General features: G+C 74.7%; 15 protein-coding genes and 1 pseudogene. 10 read left to right on the forward strand and 6 right to left on the reverse strand.

Annotation, left to right across the window (positions count from 1 at the left end; genetic code table 11):
• Positions 1 to 58: 58 nt before the first annotated feature.
• Together H505_RS44620 and H505_RS0127350 are read left to right on the forward strand one after the other, a co-directional pair.
• The gene (locus tag H505_RS44620) at positions 59 to 889 is read left to right on the forward strand and encodes an IclR family transcriptional regulator (RefSeq protein ID WP_051301217.1); all 831 of its coding nucleotides are present in this window, start codon (positions 59 to 61) and stop codon (positions 887 to 889) included.
• A gap of 67 nt (positions 890 to 956) precedes the next feature.
• Positions 957 to 1,877, forward strand: coding sequence for a tyrosine-protein phosphatase (locus H505_RS0127350; protein WP_026404530.1), 921 nt, complete (start codon positions 957 to 959; stop codon positions 1,875 to 1,877).
• Between the two features lie 129 nt (positions 1,878 to 2,006).
• Here the strand turns inward: H505_RS0127350 and H505_RS0127355 are convergent, their stop codons facing one another.
• Together H505_RS0127355 and H505_RS0127360 are read right to left on the reverse strand one after the other, a co-directional pair.
• Positions 2,007 to 2,738 (reverse strand): glucose 1-dehydrogenase, encoded by a 732-nt coding sequence (locus H505_RS0127355; protein ID WP_026404531.1) that lies wholly within the window; start codon positions 2,736 to 2,738, stop codon positions 2,007 to 2,009.
• A complete protein-coding gene (locus tag H505_RS0127360; protein WP_026404532.1) occupies positions 2,735 to 3,856 on the reverse strand; it encodes an LLM class flavin-dependent oxidoreductase in 1,122 nt (373 codons plus the stop codon). The genes H505_RS0127355 and H505_RS0127360 overlap by 4 nt, the downstream gene beginning before the upstream one ends.
• Before the next feature lie 99 nt (positions 3,857 to 3,955).
• Here H505_RS0127360 and H505_RS0127365 point away from each other — a divergent pair, with 99 nt between their 5' ends.
• Entirely contained in the window at positions 3,956 to 4,522 is a 567-nt protein-coding gene (locus tag H505_RS0127365; protein WP_026404533.1) for a PadR family transcriptional regulator, read from the forward strand.
• 9 nt (positions 4,523 to 4,531) lie between these two features.
• Here the strand turns inward: H505_RS0127365 and H505_RS0127370 are convergent, their stop codons facing one another.
• Complete coding sequence (locus H505_RS0127370) at positions 4,532 to 5,026, reverse strand: flavin reductase family protein (protein WP_026404534.1); 495 nt, start codon at positions 5,024 to 5,026, stop codon at positions 4,532 to 4,534.
• A gap of 104 nt (positions 5,027 to 5,130) precedes the next feature.
• Here H505_RS0127370 and H505_RS0127375 point away from each other — a divergent pair, with 104 nt between their 5' ends.
• A complete protein-coding gene (locus H505_RS0127375) occupies positions 5,131 to 6,672 on the forward strand; it encodes a FadD3 family acyl-CoA ligase (RefSeq protein WP_026404535.1) in 1,542 nt (513 codons plus the stop codon).
• Here H505_RS0127375 and H505_RS0127380 read toward each other — a convergent pair whose 3' ends face one another.
• Positions 6,673 to 7,269, reverse strand: a complete 597-nt coding sequence (locus H505_RS0127380) for a PadR family transcriptional regulator (RefSeq protein WP_026404536.1) — start codon at positions 7,267 to 7,269, stop codon at positions 6,673 to 6,675.
• 44 nt (positions 7,270 to 7,313) lie between these two features.
• On the opposite strand from H505_RS0127380, the gene H505_RS0127385 reads away from it, so the two are divergent.
• From H505_RS0127385 to H505_RS0127405, 6 genes and pseudogenes are all read left to right on the forward strand, one after another.
• Positions 7,314 to 8,078: a glucose 1-dehydrogenase gene (locus tag H505_RS0127385; protein ID WP_026404537.1), complete on the forward strand. Its 765-nt coding sequence runs from the start codon at positions 7,314 to 7,316 to the stop codon at positions 8,076 to 8,078.
• Between the two features lie 14 nt (positions 8,079 to 8,092).
• Positions 8,093 to 9,022 carry an alpha/beta hydrolase gene (locus H505_RS44625; RefSeq protein ID WP_034520048.1) on the forward strand — a complete coding sequence of 310 codons (930 nt, stop codon included), beginning with the start codon at positions 8,093 to 8,095 and terminating at the stop codon, positions 9,020 to 9,022.
• Positions 9,023 to 9,251: 229 nt separating this feature from the next.
• Positions 9,252 to 11,054, forward strand: coding sequence for a thiamine pyrophosphate-requiring protein (locus tag H505_RS0127395; RefSeq protein WP_026404538.1), 1,803 nt, complete (start codon positions 9,252 to 9,254; stop codon positions 11,052 to 11,054).
• A gap of 30 nt (positions 11,055 to 11,084) precedes the next feature.
• Positions 11,085 to 11,678: pseudogene (locus H505_RS52515) on the forward strand (type III polyketide synthase); the annotation flags it as partial.
• A gap of 69 nt (positions 11,679 to 11,747) precedes the next feature.
• Positions 11,748 to 12,170 carry a 3-oxoacyl-[acyl-carrier-protein] synthase III C-terminal domain-containing protein gene (locus H505_RS52520; protein ID WP_267898541.1) on the forward strand — a complete coding sequence of 141 codons (423 nt, stop codon included), beginning with the start codon at positions 11,748 to 11,750 and terminating at the stop codon, positions 12,168 to 12,170.
• Positions 12,171 to 12,174: 4 nt separating this feature from the next.
• Entirely contained in the window at positions 12,175 to 12,690 is a 516-nt protein-coding gene (locus H505_RS0127405; RefSeq protein ID WP_026404540.1) for an isoprenylcysteine carboxyl methyltransferase family protein, read from the forward strand.
• 20 nt (positions 12,691 to 12,710) lie between these two features.
• Here H505_RS0127405 and H505_RS0127410 read toward each other — a convergent pair whose 3' ends face one another.
• The gene (locus H505_RS0127410) at positions 12,711 to 14,000 is read right to left on the reverse strand and encodes an ABC transporter substrate-binding protein (protein ID WP_157433143.1); all 1,290 of its coding nucleotides are present in this window, start codon (positions 13,998 to 14,000) and stop codon (positions 12,711 to 12,713) included.
• Entirely contained in the window at positions 13,997 to 14,968 is a 972-nt protein-coding gene (locus H505_RS0127415) for a hypothetical protein (RefSeq protein ID WP_157433144.1), read from the reverse strand. The genes H505_RS0127410 and H505_RS0127415 overlap by 4 nt, the downstream gene beginning before the upstream one ends.
• Positions 14,969 to 14,980 lie beyond the last annotated feature (12 nt).

Genomic DNA, 14,980 nt, shown 5'->3' on the forward strand with positions numbered 1-14,980 from the left:
ATACGGCCTTCCCGGTCACCGGGAAGGCCGCTCGGGACGGGGAGAAAGGAACGACCCCATGCCGGCACCCGCAGCGGCGACCGCGCCGCCCCTGGAGTCCTCGATGCTGGCCCGGGCGGCCCGCATCCTGTACGCCTTCACCGCGACCACGCCGGAGCTGTCGATGAGCGACGTCGTCCGGCGCACCGGGCTGCCCCGCTCCTCGGTGCACCGGATCATGGACCAGCTCGTCCAACTCCGGGCGCTGGAGCGGACCGGCTCCCGCTACCGGCTCGGCCTCGGCCTGCTCGAGCTGGGCGCGCTCGCGGTGCACCAGAACCGGCTGCGCGAGACGGCGCTGCCGCACCTGCGCGCCCTGCACGCGGCGACCGGCGTCCTGGTGCATCTGGCCGTGCTGGACGGCCACGAGATCGTCTACCTGGAGAAGATCGGCGGCTCGGCGGGCGGGCGCGCCCCGTCCCGGCTGGGCGGCCGCCAGCCGGCGTACTGCACCGGCGCGGGCAAGGCGATCCTGGCGTTCGCGGACGCGGACCGGCTCGCCGGGGCGCTCGCGGCCGGGCTCCCCGCCCGCACCCCGTTCACGATCACCGACGAGCGGGTGCTGCGCCGCGAGCTGGCGCGGATCCGCGAGCACGGCGTCGCGTTCGACCGGGAGGAGGGCTACCGGGGCATCGCGTGCATCGCCGCGCCGCTGCGGGACGCCGGCGGCGCCCCGGTCGCGGCGATCTCGATCTCCGGGCCGCCCGCGAAGATGGATCCGCAGCGGCTCGTCCCGCCGCTGCTGACGACGTCGCGGGCGGTGTGGCGGGCGCTGTTCGCGCCCGGGCGGCGCCGGGCGGACGCGCCCCCGAGGGCCGATTCCGGTTTCCCGGTCATCGGGAAGGGGTGACGCCGGGCGCGTGTGACGCTCCTTACGTTGAGGCCGTTTTCCCCGGTCACGACCTTCGGGAGCCCCCATGCGCAGAACCCCCGTCCTCGCCGCCGCGGTGCTCGCCGCGCCGCTGTTCACCGTCCCGAGCGCGCTCGCCGCGCCGGCCGCACCGCCCGGGATCGTCCAGCGGCACGGCGGCCACGGGTACGGGTCCCGCCTCGTCGGCGTCGAGGGCACGATCAACCTCCGCGACCTCGGCGGGTACGAGACGTACTTCCACGCCCGCGTCCGGTCCGGCGTGATCTACCGGGCGGACGCGCTCGACCACGTCACGGACGCGGGCCTGGCGAAGCTCCGGGACCTCGGCGTCGAGCGCGTCGTCGACTTCCGCACGCCCCTCGAGGTCTCGACGGACGGGCCCGACCGGCTGCCGGACGGCCTGCGCGCCACCGCCCGCCCGATCGGCGACACCGGCATGTTCGCCGCCGTGAACGCGGCGATCGGATCGAAGGACCCGGCGCGGCAGGAGGCCGTGCTCGGCGACGGCCGGGGCGCCGCGATCATGCGGACCCTGTACCGGAGCTTCGTCACCGATCCCGAGTCGGCGGCGGCGTTCGGCCGCACCCTGCGCGAAACGGCCGGCCGCGCGAACACGCCGCTGGTCTTCCACTGCACCAGCGGCAAGGACCGCACGGGCTGGATGAGCTACCTGCTGCTGCGGGCCGTCGGCGTCCCGCACCGGACGGCGATGCACGACTACCTGCTGTCCAACGAGTACCGGGCCGAGGCGGACGCGGCCGTGCGCGCGCGCCTGAAGGCCGCCGGGTACATGCAGAACGCCGAACTGCTGAAGCCGATCCAGGACGTGCGTCACGAGTACCTGGAGGCGGCACTGGACGAGGTCCGGCGCGAGTACGGCTCCGTGGAGCGCTACCTGCGCAAGGGCCTCGGCCTCGACGGCCGCACCCGCGCGAAGCTCCGCCACCACCTCCTGACCCGCCACTGACCCGCCCCGAGCGAACAGGCCGCCGGCCTCCGCACCCCCGGCGGCCTTTCGCGCGCCCGCCCGCGAACCGCCGCGCGGCACGCGGACGGGCCGCCGGTTCGGGAGCCCGGCGGCCTTTCGCGCGCGGGGTCAGTTCGTCGTCAGGCCGCCGTCGACCGCCAGCTCGGTGCCGGTGATGTAGGACGACGCGTCGGAGGCCAGGAAGAGGACGAGGCCCGCGACGTCCTCGGGGACGCCCGCGCGGCCCAGCGGGACGCGCGGGGCCTTCCCGGCGCCACGCTCGACGCCGAGCTCCGCGATCATCGGGGTGTCGACCACGCCGGGGTGGACCGAGTTGACGCGGATGCCGTCGGCGGCCAGGTCGAGCGCCGCCGAGCGGGTGAGGCCGCGCAGGCCGAACTTGCTCGCCCCGTAGGCCGCGTGGCCGCGGATGCCGCGCAGCCCGGCGGTGGACGACACGTTCACGATCGACCCGCCGCCGGCCGCGCGCATCGCGGGCGCGACGGCCTGCACGCCGAGGAACGGGCCGACGAGGTTGACCTGGAGCATCAGCTCGAACCGCGCGCGGGTCTCCTCCTCGACGGGCGCGGTCCGCCACAGGCCCGCGTTGTTGACGAGGACGTCCACGCGCCCGAACCGCTCCCGGGCCGTGCCGACGGCGCGCGCCCAGTCGCCGGCCGAGGTCACGTCGTGCCGGACGAACGCCGCCGCGGCGCCGATGGACGCGGCGACGTCCGTCCCGTCGAGGACGTCGGTGAGGACGACCCGCGCGCCGGCCGCGGCGAGCAGCCGGGCCTCGGCGGCGCCCTGCCCGCGGGCCGCGCCGGTGATGATCGCGACCTTGCCGTCCAGGGTGCTCATGCCTTGGTCCGGAAGTGCGGGATGACGGTCTCGCCCCACTGCCGGATGGTCTCCATGGCCACGTCCTGGGGGACGGTGCCCATCTGGACGAGGCACATGATCTCGTCGACGCCGATCGCGGCGAGCCGCTCCACGTACTCGATGGCGTCGCCGGCGGTGCCGTAGGCGTGCTCGGCGTTGAAGGCGCCGGTGTCCTGCGGGCGGGCCGGGATGTTCGCCTCGTTGAGCTTGGCGACGAGCGCCTCCTTGTCGCGGGCGAGGGCGGCGATGTTGTCGTCGTCCTCGGTGTCCTCGGCGGGGGCGGGGCCGTTGCCGTACCAGTGCGCGATGGCCTCGGCGAAGAACCGCTGCCCGCGGGCGCCGATGCGCAGGGCGCGCTCGGGGTCGTCCAGGACGATCGTGGGGCAGAGGGCGACGAACTTGTCGTTGGTGTCGGGGCCGACGAGCCGGTCGGCGCTTCGGGTGCGGATCGTGGCGTGGTAGAGGTCGTACATCTCCTTGACCTCCTCGGGCCCGGCGAAGCCCATCACGAGCGCGCCGACGCCGAGTTCGGCGGCGAGCCCGACGGTGTCGCGCTTGCTGCACGCCATGTAGAGCGGCGGGTGCGGCGTCTGGACGGGGCGCGGCATGATCTTGGCGGGGCCGACGTCGAGCAGGTCGGTGTGCCAGTCGACCTCGTCCTTGCGCCACGCGTTCGCGAGGAACCGCAGCGACTCCTCCATCTGCGGGTAGGTGTCGGACGGGTCGACCCCGTACATGCCCATCTCCATGCGGGTGGAGCCGCGGCCGCCGCCGACGTCGAGGCGCCCGCCCGACAGGGCGTCCAGCATGCCGACCCGTTCGGCGACCCGCACCGGGTGGTTGTACCGGAACGGCATGCAGACGACGCCGTGCCCGATGCGGATGCGGGACGTCTTCGCCGCGACCCACGACAGGAAGATCTCGGACGCCGTCATGTGCGCGTACCGCTCCAGCCCGTGGTGCTCGACGGCCCAGACGCGGTCGAAGCCCATCTCCTCGCCGTAGACGGCCTGCTCGACGCAGTCGAGCAGCACGCGGCGCTCGCGTTCGGGGGTGGGCTTCGCGAGCTGGGCCTCGAAGATCATCGAGAACTCCATGGGGGTACCTCCGGTCTTTCGAATAGGAATACTTCTTACAGATATATCGGGGCGGTGCTACATCACGGTCCGGTAGGCGGGGAGCGCTACGCTGGCCGGGTGACCGACCACCCGCACCTGCCGCCGACCAGCTGGGCCGTCCTCGGGCTGCTCTCGTTCGGGGAGGAGCTGTCGGGCTACGACCTGAAGAAGTGGGCCGACTGGAGCCTGAAGTTCTTCTACTGGAGCCCGTCGTTCAGCCAGATCTACGGCGAGCTCAAGCGGCTGGAGAAGGTCGGCTACGCGACGTCCCGGGTCGAGCTGACCGAGAGCACCCGCGGCAAGCGCGTCTACGCGATCACGCCGGACGGGCTGGACGCCGTCACCCGCTGGGCCCGCGAGGCGCCCGTCGAACCGCCCGTCCTCAAGCACGGCGTGATGCTGCGCGCCTGGCTCGGCCACCTCATGACGCCCGAGCGGCTCCGCGAGGTGCTGGAGGAGCACGGCGCCTACGCCGCCACGATGCGCCGGCGGGCGGAGGCCGACGCCGAGGGCGCCGCCGAGGTCGCCGAGTGGGCCTACCCCGAGCTGGTGCTGCGCTGGTCGGCGCGTCACTACGAGGCCGAGCAGGAGCTGACCCGGCAGATGCTCGCCGACCTCGACGAGCTGGCCGCCCGCGAGGACTGACGCCCCCGGTCACGCCGCCAGGGCGCCGAACCCGCCCCGGAAGAACAGCAGCGGCCCGGCCTCCCGGACGGACGCGAGGTGCCGCACCCGCCCGACGACGATCGTGTGGTCGCCGCCGGGCAGCTCGCGCTCGACGTCGGCCTCGATCCAGGCGAGGGCGCCGTCCAGCAGGGGCGAGCCGCCCGGGCCGGGCGTCCAGGGCACCCCGGCGAACTTGTCGCGGCCGGCCATCGCCCGGCACAGGTCGCCCTGGTCGGCGGCCAGCACGTTCACCGCGAACCGCCCGGCGGCGCGGATCCGGGGCCACGTCGTCGACGCGCCGGACGGGCAGAAGCACACGAGCGGCGGGTCCAGCGACAGCGACGCGAACGACTGGCACGCCATCCCGACCGGCTCGCCGCCGTCCACGGCCGTGACCGCGACGACGCCGGTGCAGAACGCGCCGAGCACCCGCCGCATCCGCTCCCCGTCGATCTCCCCCGCCGTTGCGGTGCGCACCGTCATGACGCCTCCAGGTCTCGAACCGACATATTTCTATTAGGAACATTCCGATTAGAAGCATTGGTGTGGTTCGATGTCAAGGCGACCCGGCCCGAAGGAGTGCACCCATGACCGCAGAGACGATCCCCGCGCTGGTCGAGCACGCGGCGCGCGTCCACGGCCGGCGCGAGGCCGTCGCCGCCGGCGAGGTGCGCTGGACCTTCGCCCGGCTGCGGGACGAGGTCGAGACCGCGGCGCGCGCGGCGATCGCGGCCGGCGTGCGGCCCGGCGACCGGGCGGCGATCTGGGCGCCCAACGGCACCGGCTGGATCGTCGCGGCGCTGGGGCTGGTGAGCGCGGGCGCCGTCCTCGTGCCGCTGAACACGCGGTACCGGGGCGCCGAGGCCGCCGACGTCCTGCGGCGGAGCCGGGCGAGCGCGCTGTTCACCGTCCGGGGGTTCCTGGGCAACGACTACCCGGCGATGCTGGCGGGCGAGGACCTGCCCGAGCTGCGGCGGACCGTCCTGCTGGAGGGAGAGCCCGCGGGCGGCGAACTCGGCTGGGCGGGCTTCCTCGCCGGCGCCGCGGCGGTCGGCGCGGACGCGGCCCGCGACCGGGCGGCGGGCGTCCGGCCGGACGACATCGCCGACATCGTCTTCACCTCCGGCACCACCGGACGCCCCAAGGGCGCGATGTCGACGCACGACGCGACGCTCTGGGCGTTCCGGGCGTGGAGCGAGGTCTCCACGCTCCGCGCGGGCGACCGGTACCTGCTGATCAACCCGTTCTTCCACACGTTCGGCTACAAGGCGGGCATCCTGGCGTGCCTGCTGAACGGCGCGACGATGCTGCCCGAGGCGGTGTTCGACGCCGCGGCCGTGGCGGAGCGGCTGGCCGCCGACCGGGTCAGCGTGCTCCTCGGACCGCCGACGATCTTCACCTCGCTGCTGGAGCTGCCCGACCGGCCCGCACACCGGGTGCGGCTGGCGGGCACCGGCGCCGCCGACATCCCCGTCGACCTGATCCGCCGCATCCGCGGCGAGCTGGGCGTCCCGCACGTCTTCACCGCGTACGGGCTGAGCGAGGCCGCCGGGGTGGTGTCGGTGTGCCCGGTGGACGCCGACGCCGAGACGGTCGCGCGCACCAGCGGGCCCGCGCTGCCCGGCACCGAGATCCGGATCGCCGCCCCGGACGGCCGGGCCCTGCCGCCCGGCGAGCAGGGCGAGATCCGGGTGCGCGGGCGGCACCTCATGCGCGGCTACCTGGACGACCCGGAGGCCACGGCGCGGGCCATCGACGCGGACGGCCGGCTGCGCACCGGCGACCTCGGACGGCTGGACGCCCGCGGCTACCTCACCGTCACCGGGCGGCTCAAGGACATGTTCGTCGTCGGCGGGTTCAACGCCTACCCGGCCGAGATCGAAAGCGTGCTCGTGACGCACCCGGCGGTCGTCGAGGCCGCGGTGCTGGGCGTCCCGGACGCGCGGCTCGGCGAGGTCGGCGCGGCGTGGCTCGTCACCCGCGCGGAGGTCGGGCCGGAGGAGCTCACGGCGTGGCTGCGGGAGCGCCTGGCGAACTTCAAGGTCCCCCGGCACTTCCACGTCGTGGACGCGCTGCCCCGCAACGCGGGCGGGAAGGTCGTCAAGGACGCGCTGCGGAGGCGCGCGTGATCATCCGGGCGCGCGGCGCGCGGCGAGTTCGTCCAGGTCGGCCAGCATCCGCTCGGCCAGGTCCCGTTCGGCCTCGTGGTAGCGGACGGCCCAGCGCGCCACCAGCTCGGCGTGCGTCCAGCCCGTGCCGGTCGCGGCGACCCGGCGGGAGTACTCCGCCTCCTCGACCAGCCGCTGCGCCCGGTCCCGCTGCTCGGTCACGACCTGCCGCAGCCGCTCGGGCCCGGCGAGGTGGCCGAGCCACACGCGCAGGGCGGGGCCGTGCTTGAGCACGGGCGGGCCGACGGGCGCGTCGGACGCCCACCCGGCGAGCGCGTCCCGCCCCTCCGGGGTGATCGCGTACACGCGGCGGGGGCGGCCGTCGTCGGCGACGTCCGTCCGGGACGTCGCGTACCCGGCCTTCTCCAGGCGTTTGAGCTCGGCGTAGATCTGGCTCATCGCGGGAGACCAGTAGAAGAACCGCAGGATGTGCTCGGCCCACTTGCGGATCTCGTACCCGGTCAGCTCCTCGCCGAAGGACAGCATGCCGAGGACGGCCCACGCGGTGGCGGGGAGCGTCGCGGGCTCGGCGCGCGACCGGGGCGGGGGGTTCACCATGCGCCTCAGCGTAGTCCCGACCGAACATGATCAAGGAGACGGCGATGTCGGCAGAACCGCAGGACAAGGTGGTCATCGTGACGGGCGGTGCCCGCGGCCTCGGCGCCGCGGCGGCGCGGCGGATGGCCCGGGACGGCGCGAAGATCGTCGTCACGGACCTGCTCGAGGAACCGGGCGCCGAGACCGCGTCCGAGGTCGGCGGCCTGTTCGTCCGGCACGACGTGGCCGACCGGGACGGCTGGGCGGCCGTCACCGCGGCGGCGCTGGAGGAGTACGGGCGCATCGACGGGCTCGTCAACAACGCGGGCGTCTCGTCCAACGCGCTGCTGGAGAACGAGACGCTCGAATACTTCGAGAAGGTCCTGCGGATCAACCTGACCGGGGTGTTCCTCGGCATGAAGGCCGTGCTGGAGCCGATGAAGGCGGTCGGCGGCGGGTCCATCGTGAACATCTCGTCCGCCGCGGGGCTCACCGCGCTGCCGCTGACCAGCGCGTACGGGGCGGCCAAGTGGGGCGTGCGCGGCCTCACCAAGATCGCCGCGACGGAGCTGGGGATGCACCGGATCCGGGTGAACTCGGTGCACCCCGGCATGACGTACACGCCGATGACCTCCGAGCACGCCACCGAGGGCGAGGGCGGCTTCCCGCTGGCCGCGCTCGGCCGGGTCGGGCTCCCGGAGGAGATCGGCGAGGCGGTATCGTTCCTGATCTCCGACGCGGCCCGCTACGTGACCGGCGCCGAGCTGGCCGTGGACGGCGGCTGGACCGCGGGCGAGGTCGTCATGATGGCGCAGGCGGCGGCCGGCTGAGGAGGACCCCCGGTATGCCTCTCGACCCCCTGGCGGCGAAGATCGCCGACGCGATGACCGCGACCTTCCCCCGCATCGGGACCGAGGTGTCGGACGCGGCGGAGGCGCGGCGGATCCTGGCCGCCGCGCCCCGGCCCGACCTCGACCCGATCCCGGTCGCCGCCGTCGAGGACCGCGTCATCGACGCGCCCCTCCCCGTCCCGGTGCGGATCTACCGGCCGGACTCCCCCGCGCCCGTCCCGGTCGTCGTGTTCTTCCACGGCGGCGGGTTCGTCCTGTGCGGCTTGGACTCCCACGACCGGACGTGCCGGGCGCTCGCCGCCGACACCGGGATGATCGTCGTGTCGGTGGACTACCGGCTGGCGCCCGAGCACCCGTTCCCGGCGGCGGTCGAGGACGCCGGCGCGGCCGTCGCGTGGGCGCACGCGAACGCCGCCGCGCTCGGCGGCGACCCCGGCCGGCTCGCGGTCGCCGGGGACAGCGCGGGCGGCAACCTCGCCGCGGTGGCGTGCCTGGACGCCCGCGACTCCGGCGGCCCGCCGATCCGGTTCCAGCTGCTCGTCTACCCGGTCACCGACGCCGCGCGGGACAGCCCGTCCTACCGCGAGTTCGCCGCCGGGCCGTTCCTCACCGCCGACCACATGCGCTGGTACTGGGAGCGGTACCTGCCGGACCCGGCGCGCGGCGCGGACCCGCGCGCGTCGCCGCTGCGCGCGCCCGACCTGGCGGGGCTGCCCCCGGCCTGCGTCATCACGGGCGAGTGCGATCCGCTGCGCGACGAGGGCGAGGCGTATGCCGCGCGCCTGGTGGACGCGGGCGTCGCCGTGCGCGCGCGCCGGTTCGACGGCGCGTTCCACGGGTTCTACGGGCTCGACCACGTCCTCCCGGCGGCCCGGGAGGCCCGCAGGCTGTCGGTCGAGGCGCTGCTGGACGCCCTCACCTGAGACGGGCCCCCTGCACACGGTTCCGGCCGGCACGCTTTGGCCGGTACGGCGTCCTCCCCCGGGGCATCGGCGCCCCTCCCGTCGGCGACGCGCCCTGCCTGCCTCCGGTGGACGCCGCGAAACGACCGTCGCGGGGGCTCGGCCGCGTTGTTTGGGTGCGGGCTCCCCGGGGACTCGGGAGGTGGAGACGGGTGCCGAGCCACCGACGACGATCGGGAGAGTACGAGACATGGCCCAGCAGGTAGCCGACTATGTCCTCCAGCGCCTGACCGAGTGGGGCGTCGAGCGGGTCTACGGATATCCGGGGGACGGCATCAACGGCATGCTGGGCGCGTTCGACCGCGCCGAGGGCAGGCCGGAGTTCGTCCAGACGCGCCACGAGGAGATGGCGGCGTTCATGGCGTGCGGCCACGCGAAGTTCACCGGCGAGGTGGGCTGCTGCGTCGCGACGTCCGGTCCGGGGGCGATCCACCTGCTGAACGGCCTGTACGACGCGAAGCTGGACCACCAGCCGGTCGTCGCGATCGTCGGGCAGCAGAAGCGGCTCGCGCAGGGCACCCACTACCAGCAGGAAGTCAACCTGGAGGACCTGTTCTCCGACGTCTCGGAGTACTGCCAGGTGGTCATGCACCCGGGGCAGATGCGGCACGTGATCGACCGGGCGTTCAAGACGGCGCTGACCGCCCGGGGCGTCGCGACGATCATCGTTCCGGAGGACGTCCAGGAGGCGGACGCGATGCCGTCGCCGCCGAAGGAGCACGGCGCGGTGTTCTCCAGCGTGGGGTGGAGCCGCCCGCGCGTGCTGCCGAACCCCGAGGAGCTGCGCAAGGCCGCCGACGTCCTCAACGAGGGCGAGAAGGTCGCGATCCTCATCGGGCAGGGCGCGGCCGGCGCCCGCGAGGAGGTCGTCGAGGTCGCCGAACTGCTCGGCGCCGGGGTCGCCAAGGCGCTGCTCGGCCGCGAGGTCCTGCCGGACGACCTGCCGTTCGTCACCGGCCCGATCGGGCTGCTCGGCTCGAAGGCCAGCGACGAGATGATGGCGGGCTGCGACACCCTCTTCATGATCGGCAGCAGCTTCCCGTACGCGGAGTGGCTGCCGGACGAGGGCAGCTGCCGCGGCGTCGAGATCGACATCGACGGACGCATGATCGGCATCCGGTACCCGATGGACGCGCACGTCGTCGGCGACGCCAAGGAGACCCTCCGCGAGCTGATCCCGCTGCTGCGGCGCAAGAAGGACCGCTCCTGGCGCAAGGAGATCGAGAAGAACGTCCGCGCCTGGGACGCCGTGCTGGACAAGCGGGCCCGGCAGAGCTTCGACGGCAAGATCAACCCGCAGGCGGTCGCGCACGAGCTGTCGCCGCTGCTGCCGGACGGCTCCGTCCTCACCGCCGACTCCGGTTCGGGCACGAACTGGTGGGCGCGGCACCTCAGGATCCGCGAGGGCATGAAGGCGTCGCTGTCGGGGACGCTCGCGACGATGGGGCCGGGCGTCCCGTACGCGATCGCCGCGCGGTTCGCCTTCCCCGACCGCCCGGTCATCGCGTTCGTGGGGGACGGCGCGTTCCAGATGAACGGCATGAACGAGATGCTCACGGTGAAGCGGTACGCCGACCGGATGGGCGGCTCGCCGCTGGTCTTCTGCGTCTTCAACAACCGCGACCTCAACCAGGTCACCTGGGAGCAGCGGGCCATGGGCGGCGACCCGAAGTACGAGGGCTCGCAGTCCATCCCGGACTTCCCGTACGCGAAGTACGCGGAACTGTGCGGCCTGAAGGGCATCTACTGCGACTCGCCGAAGAAGGTGAAGAGCGCGTGGCAGGAGGCGCTGTCCAGTGACCGGCCGGTCGTCCTGGAGTTCGTCGTGGACGACCAGATCGCGCCGATCCCGCCGCACGTCCCGAAGGAGCAGGCCAAGAAGACCGTCAAGGCCGGCGCCAGGGACCCGCAGAAGGCCGGCATCGCCGCCCGCGGACTCCGGCAGAAGCTCACCGACATGTACGAGAACCTGCCCGGACGCAGGCACGATTGAGGACACCGCGCCCGGTCCGCGCGGCGGGCCGGGCGCCATCGGGGGGAGGCGGCCATGCGCGTTGCAGCGGTGCGGACCGTGCTGCCGGAGCACCGGTACGCGCAGCAGGAGATCACCGAAGCCGTCGCGGCCCGGACCGACGCCGACCCCCGGCTGCTCGCCCGGTTCCACACCAACACGCAGGTCGGCGGCCGCAACCTGGCGCTGCCGATCGAGGAGTACGACCTGCTCGCCGACTTCACCGCCGCGAACGACGCCTACATCGACCGGGCGGCCGACCTCGGCGAGCGCGCGGCCCGCGCCGCGCTCGACGCCGCCGGGCTCGCCCCGTCCGACATCGACCACCTGCTGTTCTGCTCGTCCACCGGGCTGGCCACCCCCTCGCTGGACGCGACGATCGCGCAGCGCGTCGGGCTGCGCGAGGACGTCGTGCGCGTCCCGGTGTTCGGGCTCGGCTGCGCCGCCGGGGCCGCGGGCCTCGCCCGGGTGAACGACCACCTGCGGGGCCGCCCGGACGGCGCGGCGCTGCTGGTGTGCGTGGAGCTGTGCTCGCTGACCGTCCAGCGCGGGGACGTGTCCGCGCCCAACCTCGTCGGCAGCGGCCTGTTCGGGGACGGCGCCGCGGCGGCCGTCGCGCTCGGCGACGACCGGACGGCCGGGCGGCCGCCCGACGGCGCCGCGGGCCCGCGGGTCGTGGCGTCCCGGAGCCGCCTGTACCCCGGCACCCGGCGGCTGATGGGCTGGGAGGTCGGCGCGCACGGGTTCCGGATCGTGCTCGCCGCCGACCTCGTCGACCTCGTCGAGAAGGAGCTCGCCGGGGACGTGGACGCCTTCCTGCGCGACCACGGGCTGTCCCGGGACGCGGTGCCGTCCTGGGTGTGCCATCCCGGCGGCCCCAAGGTGATCGAGAAGATCGGCGAGGTCCTCGGGCTGGACGGCGGCGAGCTGGACGTCACGTGGGCGTCGCTGCGGCACGCGGGGAACCTGTCGTCGGTGTCGGTGCTGAACGTGCTCGAGCGGACGATCGCCGAGCGCCGTCCGGCCGCGGGCGTCCCGGGCGTCCTGATGGCGCTCGGGCCCGGGTTCTCCGCCGAGCTCGTCCTGCTGCGCTGGTGACCCGGTGACCTGGTTCGCGCTGCTCATCGGGCTCGTCGCGCTGGAGCGCCTCGCCGAGCTGGTCGTCGCGCGGCGCAACCTGGCGTGGGCGCGGAGCCTCGGCGGGGTCGAGCACGGGCGCGGCCACTTCCCGGGGATCGTCGCGGTGCACGCCGGGCTGCTGGCCGGGGCGCCGCTCGAGGCGTGGCTGCTCGGCCGCCCGTTCCTGCCCGCCCTGGGCTGGCCGATGCTGGCGGTCGCCGTGCTCGCGCAGGGCCTGCGCTGGTGGTGCATCGCGACGCTGGGCCGGCGCTGGAACACCCGGGTGGTGATCGTGCCGGGGCTGCCGCCGGTCGCCCGCGGCCCCTACCGGCTGATGCCGCACCCCAACTACGCCGCCGTGGTCGCCGAGGGCGTCGCGCTGCCGCTCGTCCACACCGCCTGGCTGACGGCGGCGCTGTTCACCGTCGTGAACCTGGGGCTGCTGCGGACGCGGATCCGCGTGGAGAACGCCGCCCTCCGCACCGCCCCGCGCGCCTAGACCGCCGCTCCCGCCATCGGTCAGGCGTCGAAGTCGGTGGTGCGGCGGACCTTGTCGAGCGCGGTGAGGATCGCGTCGAGGCGCTCGTCCGCCGGGTCGGCGGCGTACTCGAGGACGGCGTGGTTGAACGCGGCGGCCATGACGCTCGGCATGGAGTCGGACGCGTCGAACCGCACGGTCTCCGCGCCCGCGAGCAGCCCGGCGATGCGCCGCGGGACGTCGCCCGGATAGTCGTCCGGCGGGATGTCCCGGTTGAGGGAGTACGCGCCGGACCCGGCCCGCTCCACCCAGGTGCGCTGCGCCTCCTCCGACGTCAGGTACGCGACGAGGCGGCGGGCGGCGGGCGTGTCGCTGAACATGCCGAGCAGGTCGCCGCCGATCTCGACGGTGCCCCGGCCGGGGAACGGCACGAAGTCGAAGTCGCGGCCGGGCTCGGGGCTCCCCTCGGCCTGCGCGTAGAAGGCGGGGATGAACGACCCCGCGTGGTCGAAGCGGCAGCCGGGCGGGTCGGCGAACATCCCGTGCCCGGCCTCGCCGTAGCCGGTGAGCAGGATGCCGCCGTTCCCGCCGTGCGCGTCCCGCACGACCGCCCCGAACTCCCGCCACGCGCGGCGCACCTCAGGCGACGTCCAGGCGAGCCGCCCGGACACCCACGCGTCGTAGACCTCCGGGCCGGACAGGTGGAGCAGGAGATCCTCGATCCAGTCGGTGCCGGGCCAGCCCGACTGCGAGGTGTCCTCGAGGCCGAGGCACCAGGGGGCGTCGGCCGTCCCCGGCACGGCGGCGGCGAGGTCGTCCCAGGTGAGGGACGGGTCGCGGAGGCGCTCGGCGAGCCCGCCGGGCAGCGTGTCCGGGGCGTACCAGAGGAGGCTCTTCACCGACGCCTTCAGGACGATCCCGTACGGGCGGCGGCCGCCGTCCGGGCCGGCGGCGGTGGTCAGCGCGGCGGCGATGCCCCGCGACGCGGAGCCGACGGGGTGCAGGTGGCCGTCGGCGGCGTAGGCGCGCAGGTCGCCGAGGTTGGCGAGCACGGCGGTGTCGGGCGGGTGCCCGTCGTGCAGTTCGCTGGCCAGCACGGCGCGCGCGTCGCGGGTGCCGGTGTACTTCACGTCGATGCCGGTCTCCCGCTCGAACCCGGCCAGCATCGCGCCGAACGCCTCGCGTTCCGCGCCCGTCCACGAGCCCAGCACGGTGACCGTCCGGTCGCCTCCGGAGCCGCCGCAGGCGGTGAGCAGGGACGCGCACAGCACGACGAGGGCGCACAGGGCGCGGGCGGGCAAGGTACGGGCGGGCGGCGGGCGCACGGTCACCTCCGGTACTCGCGGAGTCGGAGCCAGATCCCCAGCGCGGCGAGGCCCGCGACGGCGGCGGTGCCCGCCGGGAGCCCGGCGACGAGCCCGCGGGTGTCGGTCGCGCCGCCGAGCCGGGCCGCCAGCGGGCGCTGCGCGCGTTCGGCCGCCGCGAGGTCGAGCCCGCCCCCGGCCGCGGCGGGCCGGTCCTCGCGCAGCGCCCGGGCGCCCGCGTCGGCCTCGGCGATCTGCGCCCGGACCGTCCGGTCGAACGCGGGCAGGCCCCGCTCGGCCGCGGCGGCGAACGCGTCGCCGGCCCGCAGGAACGTGGCGGCGACCCAGGCCGTCAGGCCGAGCAGCAGCACCGACGCGGCGAGCAGCGGGAGGTTGAGGACGCGGCGGAAGCGCCGGGCCATCGCGGCCTGCACGTAGCCGAGGACGGCCAGGAGCGCGCCGGCGATCAGGCAGACGGCCGCCACGGCGGCGTCGGTGACCCAGAACGACCCGTGCCGCTCGCCGACGGCGCGGCGGTCGCGTTCGGCGATCTCGTCGATGCGGTCGAGGAGCCCGCCGTCGGCGTGCAGCATGCGGGAGGCGTAGGTGAGGTAGGCGTAGCCGAGTTCCTCCAGGCCCTTGCGGTAGGTGGCGTCGGCCTGCTCGACGAGGCCCTGGTAGGTCACGACCTGCGCGTTCACCGAGCGCAGCAGGTCGCGGCCGGCCTCGCCGCCGGCGTCGACCTCGGCGATGCGCGAGAGGCTGTCGCCCGCGGTGGTGATGTCGTCGCGGAACCGCTGCCCCGGGCCGGTGAGCTGCGCGGCGCCCGACCGGAAGCTCTGCCACGCGGCCCGGTCGGCGTCCGACAGCGCGGCGTGGGCCGTCCGGGCGCCGATGTACGCGGGGACGCCCTTTTCCCGCGCGGATTCCACCGCGGTCCGGCCGCCGACGAGCACGCCCGTCGCGGCGATCCAGAACAACAGGGCGATTCCCACGGAAAAGACCAG

Origin of the sequence: Actinomadura rifamycini DSM 43936, from assembly GCF_000425065.1 — a bacterium.
Classification (GTDB): Bacteria; Actinomycetota; Actinomycetes; order Streptosporangiales; family Streptosporangiaceae; genus Spirillospora; species Spirillospora rifamycini.